We start from the raw sequence: 17535 nt of genomic DNA, 5'->3' as shown, positions 1-17535 counted from the left end.
TGCTTATTGGCGCCAACGACCCGCCCGCCGAGGCGGGTTTTTTCGTTTCGGCTTTGGCACTGTCGCGAGCCGGGCGTGCTTCGCAAGTGATTGAATACAGTTTACTCGATTTTTCCCGACTTAACCCGCCCTTAAATCGCCGCATCTAGTCTTCAACCCGAACGCCATAGGCATGGGGAAGACAGCACAGCGCATGGCGAACCGGAAAGACAGTCGCATCGAACCCAGCTTCGAGACATCGCCGGGGGCGAGATCCTCGGCCGGTTTTTCGGTGAGCGAGGAGGACCGCGTCGTGCCGAACAACCGCAAAGCCGCCGCAAAGCGCAAATCGACCAAGGCCAAGCCGTCACGCGGCGGGCGCGGCAAAGGCCGGCGCGGCGCGTTCGGCGTGCTTGGCCGGCTGTTCTACTGGTGCTTCGTGCTGGCCATCTGGGGCGGTATCGCCACTGCCGGCATCGTCGTCTATTACGGCGCGAAAATGCCGGCGGCCACCACCTGGGCCATTCCCGACCGCGCCCCCAACATCAAGATCGTCTCGGTCGACGGCCAGCTGCTTGGCAATCGCGGCATGAGCGGCGGCGAGGCCGTCGGCCTGCACGAAATGTCGCCCTATATTCCCGAGGCCGTCATCGCCATCGAAGACCGCCGCTTCTATTCGCATTTCGGCATCGACCCGATCGGCCTTTCCCGGGCAATGATGACCAATGTGCTCGGCGGGCATTTTTCGCAGGGCGGCTCGACGCTGACCCAGCAGCTGGCCAAGAACCTGTTCCTGACGCCGGACCGCACGCTGGAGCGCAAGGTGCAGGAAGTGCTTTTGGCGCTGTGGCTCGAGCACAAGCATACGAAGGACCAGATCCTCGAAATGTACCTCAACCGGGTCTATTTCGGCTCGGGCGCCTATGGCGTCGAAGCGGCCTCGCGCCGCTATTTCGGCAAGAGCGCGCGCGACGTCACGCTGTCGGAGGCGGCACTTCTCGCCGGTCTGCTCAAGGCGCCGTCGCGGCTGTCGCCGGCACGCGACCCAAAGGCGGCCGAGCAGCGCTCGCAGCTGGTGCTCGCCGCGATGCGCGACGAGGGCAAGATAAGCGCCAAGGAGATGACCACGGCGATGAGCGCGCCGGCGACGCGCGCGCCGTCCTACTGGACCGGCTCGGAAAACTATGTCGCCGATACGATCATGGAAGAACTGCCCGACCTGATCGGTGACGTGCGCCGCGACATCGTCGTCGACACGACCGTCGATCTGACGCTGCAGAAGCTCGCCGAGCAATCGATCCGCCGGCTGATCGACCAGAGCGGCAAGAAGCTCAATGTCAGCCAGGGCGCGCTGGTGTCGATCGACAATTCCGGCGCGGTGCGCGCCATGGTCGGCGGCTATGATTATTCGACCAGCCAGTTCGACCGCGCCTCGGAAGCGCGCCGCCAGCCGGGCTCGGCGTTCAAGCCGTTCGTCTATATGGCGGCGCTGGAATCCGGCCGTACGCCGGACAGCGTGCGCAATGACGCGCCGATCAAGATCGGCAACTGGACGCCCGACAATTACGGCGGCAAATATTTCGGCAAGGTGACGCTGGCGACGGCGCTGGCAAAATCGCTGAACTCGGTGGCCGCGCAGCTGACCATGGAAGTCGGACCGAATGCGGTGGTCGAGGCGGCGCACCGCATGGGCATCCAGTCCGAGCTGACGGCCAACACTTCGATCGCGCTGGGCACCTCGGAAGTGACGCCGCTGGAACTGACCTCGGCCTATGTTCCCTTCGCCAATGGCGGCTATAAGCCCGACATCCATTTCATCCGCCGCGTCACGACGAGCGACGGCAAGGTGCTCTACGAAAACAATGGCGGCGGTGCGCCGCGCGTCGTCAAGCCCGATGTCGTCGGCATGATGAACTCGATGATGACCGGCACGGTCGAGATCGGCACGGCCAGGAAGGCGGCGTTCGCCTGGCCGGCGGCCGGCAAGACCGGCACCAGCCAGAACTCGCGCGACGCCTGGTTCATCGGCTATACCGCCAACCTCACCACCGGCGTCTGGTTCGGCAATGATGACGGCAGCGCGATGAAGAAGGTCACCGGCGGCGCCTTGCCCGCGCAGGCCTGGCACGAGTTCATGGTCGCCGCGCATGAGGGCGTGCCGGTGCGGCCGCTGCCCGGAACCTGGAAATCGACGCCGCCCGACACCGTCGTCCCGGACGAGATACCGGCCGACACGGCACCGCCGGCGCCGGTCGCGTCCGTTGGCCAATCGGCGCCGCCTGCGGCAGCTACGCAGCCCGCTTCGCGTCCCGTGCGCCCTGCTGAGACGGTCGATGCCGGCGGCCTTGCCATGCCGGGCGTCGACAGTGCCACCGGATCGATCAAGCATCCGGTGCCGCCCGGCGAAGTTGGCGGCCCGGTCAAGAAGCGGCAGACCTCGATCCTGGACATTCTGGGCGGAGGTTAGGCGATGTCCGGTGAACCGGCCAAGCCGGCTGACGTCAAAGGATACAAGCGTCTAAGCACGTGGCAGTGGCTCTTGCTGCTCGGGATGACCGTTTGTGTCGTGGTCATTCGGCATCTGCCGTATCTCTATTTCCCCAATCCGGCATACCTCGATCAGGAAAGAATCGGAGCGGTATACGGCTCCGTCATCATGGGTCTTTTGTTGCCTTATGGGGTGGCCTGGGGCGTTGCGCGTCTGGCCGGGCGCTCGCGTGGCGCGTTCTTAGGGGTTATCTGGACGTTGGCGGCTCTGGTCTTTGTTCTCAATCTCGGCCTGTATGTGCAGTGTCCGACCTGCTATTGAACGGTTGCCAGCAGCCACGCAACCGGCCCTGTGATCTTCTGGCGGCCTCTCGTCATTGTAACCATATTCGGTTAGATCACGCGCCGGAGACCGCGACATGGCTGAACCCGACACCAGAAAAACCATCGTGCTGACCGGCGCCAGCCGTGGCATCGGCCATGCCACGGTCAAGCGCTTTTCACGCGAAGGCTGGCGCGTCATCACCTGCTCGCGCCAGGCCTTTGCCGAGGACTGCCCGTGGCCGGCCGGCCCGGAAGACCACATCAAGGTCGATCTCGCCGACCAGGAAGATGTCGGCATCGCCATCTCCGAGATCCGCCACCGGCTCGAGGCCCATGGCGGGCAGTTGCACGCGCTGGTCAACAATGCCGGCATCTCGCCGAAGCTCAAGGACGGCAACAGCCGCATGAACTCGATCGACACGCCGATGCATGTCTGGCGCGACGTCTTCCAGGTGAATTTCTTCGCGCCGATCATGCTGGCGCGGGGCCTGTTCAAGGAGCTGGCGTCAGCCAAGGGTTCGATCGTCAACGTCACCTCGATCGCCGGCACCCGCGTGCATCCTTTCGCCGGCACCGCCTACGCGACCTCGAAGGCGGCACTCGGCTCGCTGACGCGCGAGATGGCGCATGATTTCGGTCCGCACGGCATTCGCGTCAACGCCATTGCGCCGGGCGAGATCGACACCGCGATCCTGTCGCCGGGCACGGAAAAAATCGTCGAGACCATTCCGCTGAGGCGGCTCGGCACCACCGCGGAAGTCGCCGACATCATCTTCTTCCTGTGCTCGCAGCAGGCGTCCTACGTGACCGGCTCAGAAATCCACATCAACGGCGGCCAGCACGTTTGAGCGGTTGGTTTTGATCAATCGTTGACGCTACCCCTCATCCCCCTGCCGGGACCTTCTCCCCGTGAAGAACGGGGAGAAGGGGCTTGACCGCTACGCTGGCGGGGCAGCGCAGGCTTAGGCTGCCGTGGGCGCTTTCGGTGCTGCCAAAACCTCCTCGACGATCCCGCGGGCGATCTCGCGTTCACCCATGATGACGGTGTCGGCACCAAGGCCCTTGAGGTGCTCGACCTCGGCATCGGAATGGGCGCGGGCGATGATCTCGATTGTCTGATTGGCGGCGCGGGCGCGCAGCACGACCTGCCCGGCCTCGAAGGCGTTGGGGATGGCCAGGATCAGCCGCTTCGCGCCCTCGGCATTGGATGCGGCGAACACGTCGCCATTCGCCGCGTTGCCGGCCACGGTTTCGACGCCTTCGGCCTTGAGCTTCGCCAACGTCTTGTCGGCATCCTCGATGACGAGGAAGGGCAGGGCGGCCTGCTTCAGCGACGCGCCGACGAGGCTGCCGACGCGGCCGTAGCCGATCAGGATGGTGTGGCCGGTCAGCCTCGTCCTGGGCGGCGGGCCATCCTCCTTCGCGGGCGCCGCGACCGAAGCCACCTGGCCGGGTTCGGTCGCCGGGCCGATCGGCCTTGCTTCGCCGGACGGCGCCGTCCTGCCGGCGCGTGCTTCCAGCCAGGGTTTCATCCGGTCGGCGGCAAGAAACATCAGCGGATTGAGGACGATCGACAGGATGGCGCCGGCGAGGATGAGGTCGCGGCCTTGTTCGGGCAGCAGTTTCAGCCCGACGCCGAGTTCGGCCAGGATGAACGAGAATTCGCCGATCTGGGCAAGGCTTGCCGAAATCATCAATGCCGTTGCGACCGGATAGCGGAAAACGACGACGATGACGAAGGCTGCCAGCGACTTGCCGATAACGATGATGGCCAGCGTCGCCAGGATCGGCCAGCCATTGCTGATCAGGCTGAACGGGTCGAACAGCATGCCGACCGAAACGAAGAACAGCACGGAAAAGGCGTCGCGCAGCGGCAGCGATTCCTCGGCCGCCCGATGGCTGAGCTCGGATTCGCTCATGATCATGCCGGCGAAGAAAGCGCCGAGAGCCAGCGACACGCCGAACAGCTTGGCCGCGCCGAAGGCGACGCCAAGCGCAATCGCAAGCACCGCCAGCCGGAACAGTTCGCGCGATCCGGTATGGGCGACGTAGTGCAGGATCCAGGGGATAAGCCGGCGGCCGACCACCAGCATGACCACGACAAAGGCCGCGACCTTGGCCAGTGTGATGCCGACGACGCCCCAGACGCCGTAGCTCGCCGGCAGCGACAGCAGACCGCCGGAGTGCACCCCCACCTGCTCCTGGCCGCCGAGCACGCCGGCCAATGCCGGCAAAAGCACCAGCGCCAGCACCATCGCCAGATCCTCGACGATCAGCCAGCCGACAGCGATGCGGCCACGCTCGGTCTCGATCAGCCGCCGCTCCTGCAGCGCGCGCAACAGCACCACGGTCGAGGCCACGGAAAGCGCCAGGCCGAAGACCAGCCCGGCGCCCATCGACCAGCCGAGCATCCAGGCGAGGCCGGCGCCAAGGGCTGTCGCGAAGCCGATCTGCACGATGGCGCCGGGCACGGCGATGGCGCGGACCGACAACAGGTCCTTCAGCGAGAAATGCAGGCCGACGCCGAACATCAGCAGGATGACGCCGATCTCGGCCAGTTCATTGGCGAGGCCGGCATCGGCAACGAAACCCGGCGTGTTCGGTCCAACCAGAACGCCGGCGATGAGATAGCCTACCAGCGGCGGCACGCGAAAACGGTTGGCAAGTGCGCCGAAGACGAAAGCCAGCCCCAGACCGGCAACGATGGTGGCGATAAGGGGCGTGTCATGCGGCATTGTCTATGGAGCGCCTTCAGGAATTGCCATGTCGGACGTGCGCCGCCCGAAAGCCGCCGCCTCGGCAGTATGGGGGCTCGGACAGTCGCGAGACAACCCGCAATCCCCATGAAATCGATGGCAAAGAAGCAAAAGGCAGAGAGCCGGTAAGCGTTGCCACCCGGCGCGGCCTGCTCTAGGCAGGCGATTGATACGGAAAAGGGCTTATCCCGTTCGCGCAGGCAGACGCTGCTAATTGTGCATTGATAGAACTGGGATTCATCCGTTAGCAGACCGAAGCGGTCCTCGGGATGGAAGATGGGTGCGACGCATCAGGCACGATTCGCCAACCCGTGTCCTGTCAGATCGTGGCAGCCTCCTACTGCGCCACAGGCGTTTTTGAAGCCGGGCGCTTGCGGATGAGACAATCTTCGACAAAGACTTTGGGAAAGCGGAGAACCTTGGAGGAAGTATGGTTGAAATCGCCAATACAGCCGCAGAGCACATTGAGAGTTTCCATGCGGCTCTCGACGTTGTCGCGCGGGAGCGAAAATACCTGACCATGCTTGAAGCGTTCCCGCTTCCTGAGACACGCGATTTCGTTTTGAATATGATTAAGCAGCGAAACCCGCATATCGTGGCGACGGAAGGAGACCGCGTTGTGGGATGGTGCGACATCACCCGCCATTTCTTTCCATCTCACGCTCATCGCGGAAGTTTAGCGATAGGAATCATACCCGATTATCGTGGACAAGGATTGGGCCGTCGCCTTATCACCGCCGCCTTAGAAAAGGCTCGGCAAGAAAACTTCGTTCGCGTTGAACTCTCGGTGCACGCCGATAATAGCCGGGCCATAACGCTGTATGAGAAAACTGGTTTCGTTACGGAAGGTGTCCTCAGGCGTAGCGTTTGCATTGATGGTCGCTATGTCGACACCATCTGCATGGCCGTGATGCTCGACGGTCAATGACGATGCTGGCGCATCCCGACCGACAGTACGTTTTGTCGCCGTGATCCGGCCCCCGGTCAGCTTTGAACCGATTGGAACGTGGCGAAGGAGGCCCATTTCGACATCTTCCGGAGCGAGGCTTGGAGGGTGAACGTGCCGCCTTGTGTTTCTCTCCTCACCCTTGCGTCGGGGTGGGAGGGCGGAACGCTGCCCCTCATCCGCCTACCGGCACCTTCTCCCCGTAAGTGACAGGGAGAAGGGGCTTGGACGCAACGCTGGCAACCCCCTCTCCCCGTCTTTCACGGGGGGCCGAAGGACGGGCGAGACAAGCGGCTCGCCCCGGAATGGGTAAGGGTGAGGGGCAGCACAAACCTGATGCGATTGCCCTGGGCTGCTTCAGCCTCACGATCAATAAGGAATGTACGCACCGCCGATGCCCGATCAGGTCGCCTGCAGCAGGCTCTCGATATCGGGTATGCTGTGGTTGGTCAGCGTCTTTGGAATTTCGGCCGTTATCTTGTCGGTGACCTCCTTGTGCAGTTTCCGGCGCATGTCGCCCAGCACTGGCGGCGGTGCGATCAGCACGATCTCCTTGAAGGTGCCGCGATGCGCGAGCTTGTAGAGCCGGTCGGCAATCTCGTCGGCAAAACGCTCCTTGCCGAGGCGGTGCCAATCGGTGTCCTCGACCGCACTGCGGTGGACGGAAGGGCCGTCGCTGTAGCGGCCGGGGCGGTCCGTGCCTTGCTCTCGGGTTGCCGGATTTTCCTGCTCCATCTCGTGCACGACCTGAAGGTCGGGATATTGGACGTCTCCACGGTTCTCGAGGAACAGCGCCTTTTCGCCATCTGCCACCACGATCCACAGTCCGCGTTTCAGTCTGACGTTGCTCATGGGGCGCTCCTTTTTGATTTTTCAAGCCCATAGCCGGGCCTTTGCCGCAGGGGCATGACCGGGCTTGGCCCTATAGAGCAAACGCGTGCCGAGGCGTGAATGTTCCGGTACTCGGACCCGGTATCTCCGACAGGAGCCGGCGAGAGCGCCAGGCTGTCTTTGATGGCTCGGCTGGCATGCGGCGGCTTTAATCTACTAAATTGGTAGAAATTGGAAAAATCTGTTTTGTGGCTGGCTCGGCAAGCCGCTAGAAAGGCAGCGGATCAAGGGCCGCAACAGCAGCTTCAATCCGCTCCGCATCTGAATGTGGAATATTTTTCTCTTGGCCGTTATGCTTGCAGAAAAGAGATTGCCTGCTACGAAGCGATGCGCGAGTGGGTGCCTTCTGGTTTTTCGCGGCCCCGCGTAGAACTGGCAAACGGTTCCAGGATTCCGCTCGTCATGCCGCAAGCCAAGCCTAAGCTCAATGCCTTTCCCGTCTTCATGCGGGTCGAGGGCGAAGCCGTCGCCATCGTCGGCGGCGGCGAGGAAGCGCTGGCCAAGGCGCGGCTGCTCGCTCAGTCGAGCGCTGTGCTGCGCATCGTCAGCGATGCCGCAAGCGCCGATCTGCTGGCCTGCATCGCCGAGACGGGCGCCACCCACATTGCCGACGCCTATAATGCAGCACATCTCAATGGTGCGGTGATGGTGTTTGCCGCCAGCGGCGATGAGGCGCTCGACCGCCGCGTTGCCGGGGATGCGCGCCGGCTGGGCATTCCGGTCAATGCCGTCGACCGGCCGGAGCTCTGCGATTTCTTCACGCCGGCACTGGTCAACCGCGCGCCGGTCGCCATTGCCATCGGCACGGAAGGTGCCGGCCCGGTGCTTGCGCAGATGCTGCGCAGCCGCATCGACCGCATGCTGTCGCCCTCGCTCGGGCCGCTAGCGGCACTTGCCGCGTCGTTTCGCGGCGCCGCCGAAAAGCTGCTGCCGAAGGGCAATGCCCGCCGCCGCTTCTGGAGCGATTTCTTTGGCGGCGCGCCGGCCCGTGCCGTGGAGGCCGGCGAGCTTTCGCAGGCGCATGATGCCGCCGTCGGCCTGCTGCTTTCGAACGAACCGGCATCGGGCCATATCGCGCTTGTAGGCGCCGGTCCCGGCGCCGAGGACCTTTTGACGCTGCGCGCCCATCGCCTGCTGATGGAAGCCGACGTGATCGTCCATGACGCGCTGGTGCCGGAGGCCATCGTCGCCATGGGCCGCCGCGATGCCGAACGCCTGCCGGTCGGCAAGCGCAAGGGCTGCCATTCCAAGAGCCAGGCCGAGATCAATGCGCTGCTGGTCGAGCTTGGCCACGCCGGCAAGCGCGTCGTGCGGCTGAAGTCCGGCGACCCGCTGGTGTTCGGCCGGGCCGGCGAGGAGATGGCGGCACTTCGCGATGCCGGCGTCGCCTACGAAGTGGTTCCGGGCGTCACCGCGGCCTTCGCCGCCGCCGCCGATTTCGAACTGCCGCTGACGTTGCGCGGCGTGTCGTCGTCGATGGTGTTCACCACCGGCCACGACCTCAAGGGAAATTCGCTGCCCGATTGGGCAAAGCTCGCCATTTCGGGCGCGACGGTCGCCGTCTATATGGGGCGCTCGGTCGCCGCCGAGGTCGCCGGCCGGCTGATCGAAGCCGGCCTGTCGCCGGACACGGCCGTCGCCGTGGTCGAGAATGCCAGTCTTGCCAACCGCCGCCGTTTCCACGGCACGCTCGCCGACCTGCCGTCGCTGGAGGCGCGCGCCGACCTCAGCGGCCCGGTGATGACGATCATCGGCGACGCCGTCGCCGGCGCCAATTTCGAACGGTCCGAGCCGCTGGCCGCACACAGGCAGGACAGCGTGGCCCGTGCTGCCGCGGAAGGAGTGAACCAATGAAAGTGCTGACCGCGAACCGTCTCGCCGACGGCATAGCCGTCTGGTACGCCAATGGCGGCTGGGCCGAGATCATCGACCATGCCGACATCGCCCATGACAAGGCGGCCGAGGACCGGCTGGAGGCGATCGGCGCCAAGGCCTCCGCCGACAATGAGGTGGTCGACGTCAATCTGATCGACGTGACTGTGGTCAACGGCACTGTCGAGGCGGTCCGGCTGCGCGAAAAGATCCGTGCCGCCGGCCCGACCACCCGCCACGATCTGGGCAAGCAGGCCCGTCCGCAGGCCGCACGCGCGGCATAGATGACACAAGCATGATCCCGATCGTGCTCGAACGAAGAAAATAACGGGCGGACGCGCCCGGAAAGACCTGAAAATGTACCGTTACGATGAGTTCGACCACGATTTCGTCAAGGCCCGCGTCGCCGAGTTCAGCGACCAGGTCGCACGGCGGCTTGCCGGCGAGATCACCGAGGACCAGTTCCGGCCGCTTCGGCTGATGAACGGCGTCTATCTACAGCTGCATGCCTATATGCTGCGCATCGCCGTGCCCTACGGCACGCTGAACAGCAAGCAACTGCGTATGCTCGGCCACATCGCACGCAAATACGACAAGGGTTATGGGCATTTCACGACCCGCCAGAACATCCAGTTCAACTGGCCGGCGTTGTCGGACATCCCGGCGATCCTGGCGGACCTGGCAAGCGTCGAGATGCATGCCATCCAGACCAGTGGCAACTGCATTCGCAACGTCACCGCCGACCACTTCGCCGGCGCCGCCGCCGACGAGGTTGCCGATCCGCGCCCCTATGCCGAAATCCTGCGGCAATGGTCGTCGGTGCATCCGGAGTTTTCGTTCCTGCCGCGAAAATTCAAGATCGCGGTGACCGGCGCCGAGCGCGACCGCGCCGCCATCCAGACGCATGACATCGGCCTGCATCTGAAGAAGAACGCCGCCGGCGAGCTTGGTTTCGCCGTCTATGTCGGCGGCGGCCAGGGCCGCACGCCGATGGTGGCCAAGAAGATCCGCGACTTCCTGCCCGAAGCGGATCTGTTGTCCTACTGCACGGCGATCCTGCGCGTTTACAACCTCTACGGCCGTCGCGACAACAAGTTCAAGGCGCGCATCAAGATCCTGGTCCACGAGACCGGCGTCGAGGAGATCACCCGCCAGGTCGAGGCCGAATGGCAGGAGTTGAAGGACGCCGAGCTGAGGCTGCCGGAAGAAGACATCCGCGCCATCGACGCCTATTTCGCGCCGCCGGCGCTTGTCGATCGGCCGGAAGGCGACGAGGCGGTCAAGCTTGCCCGACTCGACTCGAAGAGCTTTTCCGAATGGCTGGACCAGAATGTGGTCACCCATCGCCATCCCGACTACGCGGCGGTGACCATCTCGCTCAAGGGCATTGGCGAGACGCCCGGCGACGCCTCCGACAGCCAGATGGAAGCGGTCGCAGACATTGCCGAAAAATATTCCTTCGACGAGCTGCGCGTCAGTCACGAGCAGAACCTGATCCTGCCGCATGTCGCGCGTGCCGACCTCAAGGCGGTCTATGACGCGCTTGTCGATATCGGGCTGGCGACGGCCAATTCCAACCTGATCAGCGACATCATCTCCTGCCCCGGCCTCGATTATTGCGCGCTGGCGACAGCGCGTTCGATTCCCGTGGCACAGGAAATCTCGCGGCGCTTCGCCTCGCTGGAGCGCCAGCGCGAGATCGGCGAATTGAAGCTGAAGATTTCCGGGTGCATCAATGCCTGCGGCCATCACCATGTCGGCCATATCGGCATCCTCGGCGTCGAGAAGAAAGGCGCCGAGCTCTACCAGGTGACGCTCGGCGGCTCGGCCGACGAGAACACCTCGGTCGGCGAGATCATCGGCCGCGGCTTCAGTTCGGAAGAGATCACCGATGCCATCGAGCAGATCGTCGAGACCTATCTCGGGCTTCGGCTGGACAGAAACGAAAGATTTATCGACGCCTACCGCCGTGTCGGTCCCGCGCCGTTCAAGGAGGCGCTCTATGCTGGCGAAACCAAGGCCGCTTGACCGGATCATCGACGTCGAGGCCGGCATCGCCGCCGAAGCGGCGGGTCTCGACGCGCTCTATGGCCATCTAAAGCCGCTGGAGATTATCGAGCGGTCGGCCCGGGAATTCTTTCACGGCGAAATCGCCGCCGTCTCGTCCTTCGGCGCGGATTCGGCGGTGCTGCTGCACATGATCGCGGAGATCGACCGCACGCTGCCGGTGATCTTTCTCGACACCGGCAAGCATTTCGAGGAAACGCTCGGCTATCGTGACGCGCTGGTCGCCGATTTCGGGTTGACCGATATCCGGGTGATCAGGCCCGACGATGCGGCGCTGGCAAGGATCGACCCGACCGGCAATCTGAACGAGACCGATACCGACGCCTGCTGCGACGTGCGCAAGGTCGAGCCGCTGGCGCGCGGCGTCGAGCCGTTCCGCGCCTGGTTCACCGGACGCAAGCGCTTCCAGGCCGCGACCCGGGCAGCGCTTCCGGTGTTCGAGGCGGTCGGCTCGCGCATCCGCATCAATCCGCTGGCGCACTGGACGACATCAGACCAGGCCAGCTACATGCGCGCACATGCGCTGCGTGAAAACCCGCTCGTCGCCTATGGCTATCTGTCGATCGGCTGTTTCCCTTGCACGCAGCCGGTGCAGCCGGGCGACGACGCGCGCAGTGGCCGCTGGGCCGGGCACGCCAAGACCGAATGCGGCATCCATTTGTCGGGGCTGGAGAAGTCGCTGACCGATGCCTCACTTTAGGATATATTGATATTCAGGTGATGCCGGCCTGCAAACGGCGGCTTCCTGCGCTTCCGGCGCTCACGTACCTAAAAGTACGCTCCGCTCCGGTTCTCGGAAGCCACGCAGTTTGGTCGCTTCGCGCCCGCCTTCGGCTCCGGCTCGGCCTGACCTGAATCTCAACACCCCCTGAGGTGTTTTGCACTTTAGAACCTTGTGGACTTGGGAATTTCTTGATGAGCGAATTGATAGCGGAAAACGCCACCCGGCTGTGGACGCCGAATGGTTTTTGCGAGGACGAGTGGGTTCATGCCGAAAGCGCCGAGGCGCTGGTCGGCAATGGCCGCTTCATCCTGCCGCTGCAGGCGTTTCTCGGCCTCGATCGGGAGGTGCGGCGGTCGGCGAAGGAACGCATCGGCGTGCTGCTGCAGCCCGGCGATCAGCTCGAGAAGATCGCCGGCCTGCTCGACCAGCTGTCGCTGGTGGCGCTGGCCTTCCCGGCGTTCAATGACGGCCGCTCGTTCTCCAAGGGCGAATTGCTGCGCAGCCGTTACCATTTCACCGGCGCCATGCGCGCCACCGGGCAGGTGCTTATCGACCAGCTGCCGCACATGCTGCGCCTCGGCTTCGACGAATTCGAGATCTCGCACCCGGTGCTGCTGAAGCGGCTCGAGCAAGGCCGCACCGGCGGACTGCCGCTGTTCTACCAGCCGGCGGTGAAGCCGGAGGCCAAAGGCCCGAAATATTCCTGGCGGCGGGTGCGCGCCAGCTGATCTGCTCCAGGGGACCAGAAGCACGATCTGGTCGGACCACATTGCCGATTCGATCTTTTATTTTGCCCGTCCCCGTCTTAGGATAGGTCCATTATTTTGCGATCCGAATAAATGTGGCCACAAGGGAGGAACCGGGTATGGCTGGCAAGAAGATATTGATGCTCGTTGGCGAGTTCAGCGAGGAATACGAGATTTTCGTCTTTGAACAGGCCATGCATGCGGTGGGCCATACGGTCCATGTCGTTTGCCCCGACAAGAAGGCCGGCGACATCCTGAAGACCTCGTTGCACGACTTCGAAGGCCACCAGACCTATACGGAAAAGCTCGGCCACGACTACATCCTCAACAAGACGTTTTCCGAGGTCAACCCGGCCGAATACGACGCCGTCTACGCGGCGGGCGGGCGCGGGCCGGAATATATCCGCATCGACAAGCGCGTGCAGGCGCTGGTGCGGCATTTCCATGAGGCCGGCAAGCCGATCTTCACCATCTGCCACGGCGTGCAGATCCTGATCGCGGTCGACGGCGTGGTGCGCGGCAGGGAAGTCGCGGCGCTGCAATATTGCGAGCCGGAAGTCACGCTGGCCGGGGGCATCTATATCGATGTTGCGCCGACCGGTGCCCATGTCGACGGCAATCTGGTGTCGGCCAAGGGCTGGCCGGGCCTTGCCGCCTTCATGCGCGAATGTCTGAAAGTGCTGGGCACCGAGATTCGCCAGGGAGAGATCCTGATGCGCGACCAACGCCAGGCGGCTTAAGCTCGGAATTTGGAGCCGCCGCGCCCCTAATGCATGTCGCGCAAAAGTGTGCAGCGGTTTTGCGATAACGGCATGCATAAACAAGAACTTAAAGCGCGTCGCATGAGGCCGGTCGAGCGCGACGCGCTTTAGGTGCGGCGGTGCGTCTACACGGCCATCCGCGCTTCGCGGAACGAGACCAGCTTGCTGCGGCTCTCGTCCCATAGCGCCAGCTTGACGCAGCGCAGGCTGTCGAGAAGCGTGACGCGGCCGATCTCACGCAACTCCGGATAGTCCCTCAGCACTTCCGGAAGCCGGTAACACGGCACTTTGGCCGAGAGGTGGTGCACATGGTGGACGCCGATATTGCCGGTGATCCAGTTCAGAACCGGCGGCAGGTCGTAATAGGACGAGCCGTGCAGGGCAGCGTGCTGGAATTCCCACTCGGAGTCCTTTGTCCACTCCGTTTCCTCGAACTGATGCTGGACGTAGAACAGCCAGATGCCGGCCGATCCGGCGAGAATGACGATCGGCAGATGCACGACCAGGAACGCGCCGGGGCCGACGAACCAGATGAGCAGAGCGGCGATGACGGCGATGGCGAGGTTGGTGGACATCGACGACACCCAAGGGGTGAGGCCGCCCCGCATCATGCCCAAGGGCAGTCTCTGCTCGAAAATGAAAATCCATATCGGACCAAGGCCAAACATCACCAGCGGATGGCGATAGAGGCGATAGGCGAGCCGGCGCCGCCACGACAGTTGCCGGTATTCGGCGACGGTCAGTGTCTTGATGTCGCCGGTGCCGCGCTCGTCGAGATTGCCGGCGCTGGCGTGATGGGTTGCGTGGGCGCGGCGCCAGCAATCGTAGGGCGTCAGCGTCAGCACGCCAAGGACGCGGCCGATCCAGTCGTCGGCATAGCGATTGGCAAAGAAGGAGCCGTGACCGCAATCGTGCTGGATCATGAAGATTCGCACCAGAAAGCCGGCGGCCGGAAGGATGAGGACCAGACCCCACCAATGGCCATAGGCATAGGCGGCCGAGGACAGCGCCCATAACGTGGCGAAAGGGATGAGGGTGATGGCGAGTTCGACAGCGCTGCGACGTCTGTCGGGCTTTTTATAGCGCGACAGGATTTTCAACCAGGCGCGCTTGCTGTTTGCCACAGCTTCGGGGGAAATCATGTTCATTATGAAACATAGGCGGAGCAGGGCGCTGCCGCAAGACGGAGATCACGCAAAGTTACTGCGCGTAAATGTCGCGCGATGGCAACCGGCCACAATTGCCGGTCGCGTCCCTGGCAACGGCGCGCTACCGACGGCGCCCGCCTGCGACCACCTTGGCTTCCACGCCGTCCAGGCGGTCGAGCAATTCCTTCAGACGGTCGGGAATATCGGACTCGGTGCGGAAGGCCGGCAAGGTGCGCAGAAAGCGCTTGGTCGCTTCGGTGCCGAGCTGGCGCCGGATATCGGCGGCGAGCCCGTTGCGTTTTTCGCCGTTCCTGCGGGGCATCATCTCAAAATCCTGTGTCGGCTTCGAAACTCTTCCAAGGGAGGAATGGTTCCCGCATTGTAGTAGCCTGGCAAGCAAAGCCGGCGGTTACGGTAAAGTTTGAATTAAAATCGAAAGGTTTGCGCCGTCCGCCATCAAGCCGCAACAGCGGCTGCAGTATCGCTTGCCCCTTGATTTTTGGCCGCTAAACCTCGATATCGGGCGCAAATCCACACCATTTGAAAATGACGGGAAACGGCGATGAGCGACCAGGCAAAAGACGAACGCGCGCCCGATGAAGCCGAGAAGACCGAGGCTGCCGCGGAGCCAAGGGAAGGCGGCGTCGACGGCGACTATGAAGCGCTTGTGCGGCTTCTGAAGGAAAACGAAGAGCTGAAGGATCGCGCGCTGCGCGTGGCGGCCGACATGGAGAATTTGCGCCGCCGCACCGCCCGAGACGTCCACGATGCGCGCGCCTATGCGGTCGCCAATTTTGCCCGCGACATGCTGTCGGTATCAGACAATCTGCGCCGTGCGCTGGATGCCATCCCGGAGGAGGCCAAGGCGTCGGGTGATGCCGGCTTCAAGGCGCTGATCGACGGCGTCGAGATCACCGAGCGCGCCATGCTGTCGGCGCTGGAGCGCCACGGCGTGAAGAAGCTCGAGCCCGAGGGGGAGAAATTCGATCCGAATTTCCACCAGGCGATGTTCGAGGTGCCCAATCCCGACGTGCCGGCCAACACGGTCGTCCAGGTCGTGCAGCCCGGCTATTCGATCGGCGAGCGCGTGCTGCGGCCGGCCATGGTCGGCGTCGCCAAGGGCGGCCCCAAGCATGTGGCAAGCGAAGCGCCGGTGGAGCCGGGGCCGGTGAACGAGCAGGCTGAGAAGGATGCGTGAACTGGGAGTAGGGCTCCGTTAGCCAGCAACCGCCACCAAAGCGTGAGGGATGATCGACCGCCCCCAACCTATCCGATTTCAGGGCGATCAAACAGTTCGCCGTGCAGGCTTTCCTGCCCTCAGCTCAGCAGTTCACAGCCATAGCGGCGGACCACGTCGGGGAATGTCTCCATGTCCGGCATTCCTTCGCCGTCCGGAGGAATGCGCCTGTCGGCGGTGGGCACACTGGTCGCCCTCAGAAGTTCCTCGAAACCGCCAGGCGTGAAGAAGAACAGCATCCGGGCCGGCCCACGCTTGACCGTATAGCGGTGCGGCACATCGCGTGGCCCAAAGAGAAACGAACCGGGTCCAGCCATAATCGCCTTACCGCCGATCTCGAACTCGATCTCGCCTTCCATCACCAGGAATGACTCGTCCTCGCGATGGTGCACATGCAGCGGCGCCTCACCTTCGCTCTCGAGCACTTCGATCAGCGTGAACTGGCCCGCGGTCTGGACCGCTGTCGCCTTGATCACCGCTAGCGAGCCAAGCCACCAGCGCGCCTCTCCTTCCAAGGCGTGACTGCAAAAGGCGTGGGGAGTGCTCCTGCCAGCTTCGCCGCCAGCCACGGCCGCCACAGAATGGTAGCCGACCTTGATCGAGGCGGAATTCACCATCGAGCAATAGTTTTTGATGCCGGGCAGGGAGGACCAGACCTCGCCAGCCGCCTTGGCGCTGTCCATGTCCGCCCATTCGAATATCTCCGTCCAGCCGCCTGCGGATTTGAGCAGGCGACGGTTGAGGAAACCCTTGAGCTTTCGCACCTCGTCATTCACTTGATCCCTAGTCTGCAGGAACATCTGCTCGGTGAATCCGGGCTTCAATGCAAATTCAGTGATTTCAACGACATTCGTGTCCATGACTTCCTCCCTTTGCCATCTGACCTTTGTTTCGCCTCCCGCATTCTGTTCGCTCAAGACGTGCTCGTCCGGCCTCTGCCTTTGAGCCAGCAGAGCGCCATTGTCGTTGCCGTTTCGACGGCGAGGTCCACCGTCATGCCGCGTATCCGCATGGCGTTGAACGTCGGAAAGTCGAATAGAAAGCTGATTGCCTGCACGACATCATCGCCCGGACCGTCGTGCGCCAGTGCCTCACGCACGAATCCGGCCACCATGTGTCGCAGGTATTCCTCCCATTCCCGCATGGCCGGAAGCTCGCGCTCGCGCAGGTCGCTTTCGAGATGCCGTCCGCCACGTTGGTAGAAGGCGAACAGCTCGTTGGCGACCCGGCGGAGCCGTTCTTCAGGATCGGTCGCGTCGCCGATTATCTCCGTCACTGCTTCGGGCGACGGAGGACGCAGGCGCTCCATCAGCAATTCGCCGCACGCCGGCACCAGGTCATCCAGAGTAGGAAAATGCTTGTAGACGGTGCCAACGGCGACATCGGCTTCCGTAGCGATATCCTTCCAAGTCGTGCCAAAGATGCCGTTCTGGGTGTGCAGCTTGATTGTCGCGTCGAGAATGCGCTGCCTCGTCTTGGCGAAGGCGGCAGTCCGGGAAGCCATGCTGTAGCGGCGAGGGGACATAGACGTCCACCCAAATAATTGAATGAACAATTCAATCATTTAATTTATCTGGAGTCAATCCAGATTCGCAGG

At 63.3% G+C, this 17535-nt stretch carries 17 protein-coding genes; 11 read left to right on the top strand and 6 right to left on the bottom strand.

The features are described from left to right. The first annotated feature begins 193 nt into the window (after positions 1-193). The 3 genes from NKH71_RS23190 (at position 194) to NKH71_RS23180 (ending at position 3638) form a co-directional block, all read left to right on the top strand. Positions 194-2446, top strand: a complete 2253-nt coding sequence (locus tag NKH71_RS23190; protein WP_352483600.1) for a transglycosylase domain-containing protein — start codon at positions 194-196, stop codon at positions 2444-2446. A gap of 3 nt (positions 2447-2449) precedes the next feature. Beyond that, positions 2450-2788 (top strand): hypothetical protein, encoded by a 339-nt coding sequence (locus tag NKH71_RS23185; RefSeq protein ID WP_352483599.1) that lies wholly within the window; start codon positions 2450-2452, stop codon positions 2786-2788. Positions 2789-2885: 97 nt separating this feature from the next. Beyond that, complete coding sequence (locus NKH71_RS23180; protein ID WP_023718933.1) at positions 2886-3638, top strand: SDR family NAD(P)-dependent oxidoreductase; 753 nt, start codon at positions 2886-2888, stop codon at positions 3636-3638. 114 nt (positions 3639-3752) lie between these two features. Here the strand turns inward: NKH71_RS23180 and NKH71_RS23175 are convergent, their stop codons facing one another. Further along, the gene (locus NKH71_RS23175) at positions 3753-5525 is read right to left on the bottom strand and encodes a cation:proton antiporter domain-containing protein (RefSeq protein WP_352789318.1); all 1773 of its coding nucleotides are present in this window, start codon (positions 5523-5525) and stop codon (positions 3753-3755) included. A gap of 451 nt (positions 5526-5976) precedes the next feature. On the opposite strand from NKH71_RS23175, the gene NKH71_RS23170 reads away from it, so the two are divergent. After that, positions 5977-6474 (top strand): GNAT family N-acetyltransferase, encoded by a 498-nt coding sequence (locus NKH71_RS23170; RefSeq protein ID WP_023718935.1) that lies wholly within the window; start codon positions 5977-5979, stop codon positions 6472-6474. Positions 6475-6894: 420 nt separating this feature from the next. Here NKH71_RS23170 and NKH71_RS23165 read toward each other — a convergent pair whose 3' ends face one another. Next, positions 6895-7344, bottom strand: a complete 450-nt coding sequence (locus NKH71_RS23165; RefSeq protein WP_023718936.1) for a baeRF12 domain-containing protein — start codon at positions 7342-7344, stop codon at positions 6895-6897. 441 nt (positions 7345-7785) lie between these two features. On the opposite strand from NKH71_RS23165, the gene cysG reads away from it, so the two are divergent. From cysG to NKH71_RS23135, 6 genes are all read left to right on the top strand, one after another. Next, complete coding sequence (gene cysG / locus NKH71_RS23160) at positions 7786-9237, top strand: siroheme synthase CysG (RefSeq protein WP_352592662.1); 1452 nt, start codon at positions 7786-7788, stop codon at positions 9235-9237. After that, a complete protein-coding gene (locus tag NKH71_RS23155; RefSeq protein WP_023718938.1) occupies positions 9234-9539 on the top strand; it encodes a DUF2849 domain-containing protein in 306 nt (101 codons plus the stop codon). Before cysG ends, NKH71_RS23155 begins: the two co-directional genes overlap by 4 nt. Positions 9540-9612: 73 nt before the next feature. After that, complete coding sequence (locus tag NKH71_RS23150; RefSeq protein WP_023718939.1) at positions 9613-11283, top strand: nitrite/sulfite reductase; 1671 nt, start codon at positions 9613-9615, stop codon at positions 11281-11283. Then, positions 11258-12022, top strand: a complete 765-nt coding sequence (locus NKH71_RS23145) for a phosphoadenylyl-sulfate reductase (protein ID WP_023718940.1) — start codon at positions 11258-11260, stop codon at positions 12020-12022. The genes NKH71_RS23150 and NKH71_RS23145 overlap by 26 nt, the downstream gene beginning before the upstream one ends. A 215-nt stretch (positions 12023-12237) precedes the next feature. Next, positions 12238-12774, top strand: coding sequence for a DUF934 domain-containing protein (locus NKH71_RS23140; protein WP_023718941.1), 537 nt, complete (start codon positions 12238-12240; stop codon positions 12772-12774). A 137-nt stretch (positions 12775-12911) separates the two neighbouring features. Beyond that, positions 12912-13532: a DJ-1/PfpI family protein gene (locus NKH71_RS23135; RefSeq protein WP_352483597.1), complete on the top strand. Its 621-nt coding sequence runs from the start codon at positions 12912-12914 to the stop codon at positions 13530-13532. A gap of 146 nt (positions 13533-13678) precedes the next feature. On the opposite strand, the gene NKH71_RS23130 is transcribed toward NKH71_RS23135, so the two are convergent. Both NKH71_RS23130 and NKH71_RS23125 read right to left on the bottom strand, forming a co-directional pair. Next, on the bottom strand, positions 13679-14701 hold the full coding sequence (locus NKH71_RS23130; protein WP_352483596.1) for a fatty acid desaturase: 1023 nt from the start codon (positions 14699-14701) through the stop codon (positions 13679-13681). 121 nt (positions 14702-14822) lie between these two features. Continuing rightward, positions 14823-15026 carry a hypothetical protein gene (locus NKH71_RS23125; RefSeq protein WP_023718943.1) on the bottom strand — a complete coding sequence of 68 codons (204 nt, stop codon included), beginning with the start codon at positions 15024-15026 and terminating at the stop codon, positions 14823-14825. 237 nt (positions 15027-15263) lie between these two features. Here NKH71_RS23125 and grpE point away from each other — a divergent pair, with 237 nt between their 5' ends. After that, the gene (gene grpE / locus NKH71_RS23120; protein ID WP_023675250.1) at positions 15264-15899 is read left to right on the top strand and encodes a nucleotide exchange factor GrpE; all 636 of its coding nucleotides are present in this window, start codon (positions 15264-15266) and stop codon (positions 15897-15899) included. A 119-nt stretch (positions 15900-16018) separates the two neighbouring features. Here the strand turns inward: grpE and NKH71_RS23115 are convergent, their stop codons facing one another. Together NKH71_RS23115 and NKH71_RS23110 are read right to left on the bottom strand one after the other, a co-directional pair. After that, positions 16019-16798, bottom strand: coding sequence for a cupin domain-containing protein (locus NKH71_RS23115; protein WP_352483595.1), 780 nt, complete (start codon positions 16796-16798; stop codon positions 16019-16021). 53 nt (positions 16799-16851) lie between these two features. Continuing rightward, positions 16852-17502, bottom strand: a complete 651-nt coding sequence (locus NKH71_RS23110; protein WP_352483594.1) for a TetR/AcrR family transcriptional regulator — start codon at positions 17500-17502, stop codon at positions 16852-16854. Positions 17503-17535 lie beyond the last annotated feature (33 nt).

The organism is Mesorhizobium sp. M0983, from assembly GCF_040318975.1.
In the GTDB taxonomy this organism is placed as follows: Bacteria; Pseudomonadota; Alphaproteobacteria; order Rhizobiales; family Rhizobiaceae; genus Mesorhizobium.
This window is presented reverse-complemented; position numbering and strand designations above follow the sequence as displayed.

Coding starts and splice junctions, on each gene's coding strand:
- NKH71_RS23150 (WP_023718939.1), top strand. CDS start 9,613: ATGTACCGTTACGATGAGTTCGACCACGATTTCGTCAAGGCCCGCGTC.
- cysG (WP_352592662.1), top strand. CDS start 7,786: ATGCCGCAAGCCAAGCCTAAGCTCAATGCCTTTCCCGTCTTCATGCGG.
- NKH71_RS23185 (WP_352483599.1), top strand. CDS start 2,450: ATGTCCGGTGAACCGGCCAAGCCGGCTGACGTCAAAGGATACAAGCGT.
- NKH71_RS23180 (WP_023718933.1), top strand. CDS start 2,886: ATGGCTGAACCCGACACCAGAAAAACCATCGTGCTGACCGGCGCCAGC.
- NKH71_RS23155 (WP_023718938.1), top strand. CDS start 9,234: ATGAAAGTGCTGACCGCGAACCGTCTCGCCGACGGCATAGCCGTCTGG.
- NKH71_RS23170 (WP_023718935.1), top strand. CDS start 5,977: ATGGTTGAAATCGCCAATACAGCCGCAGAGCACATTGAGAGTTTCCAT.
- NKH71_RS23130 (WP_352483596.1), bottom strand. CDS start 14,701: ATGAACATGATTTCCCCCGAAGCTGTGGCAAACAGCAAGCGCGCCTGG.
- NKH71_RS23110 (WP_352483594.1), bottom strand. CDS start 17,502: ATGATTGAATTGTTCATTCAATTATTTGGGTGGACGTCTATGTCCCCT.
- NKH71_RS23165 (WP_023718936.1), bottom strand. CDS start 7,344: ATGAGCAACGTCAGACTGAAACGCGGACTGTGGATCGTGGTGGCAGAT.
- grpE (WP_023675250.1), top strand. CDS start 15,264: ATGAGCGACCAGGCAAAAGACGAACGCGCGCCCGATGAAGCCGAGAAG.
- NKH71_RS23135 (WP_352483597.1), top strand. CDS start 12,912: ATGGCTGGCAAGAAGATATTGATGCTCGTTGGCGAGTTCAGCGAGGAA.
- NKH71_RS23140 (WP_023718941.1), top strand. CDS start 12,238: ATGAGCGAATTGATAGCGGAAAACGCCACCCGGCTGTGGACGCCGAAT.
- NKH71_RS23190 (WP_352483600.1), top strand. CDS start 194: ATGGCGAACCGGAAAGACAGTCGCATCGAACCCAGCTTCGAGACATCG.
- NKH71_RS23175 (WP_352789318.1), bottom strand. CDS start 5,525: ATGCCGCATGACACGCCCCTTATCGCCACCATCGTTGCCGGTCTGGGG.
- NKH71_RS23115 (WP_352483595.1), bottom strand. CDS start 16,798: ATGGACACGAATGTCGTTGAAATCACTGAATTTGCATTGAAGCCCGGA.
- NKH71_RS23145 (WP_023718940.1), top strand. CDS start 11,258: ATGCTGGCGAAACCAAGGCCGCTTGACCGGATCATCGACGTCGAGGCC.
- NKH71_RS23125 (WP_023718943.1), bottom strand. CDS start 15,026: ATGATGCCCCGCAGGAACGGCGAAAAACGCAACGGGCTCGCCGCCGAT.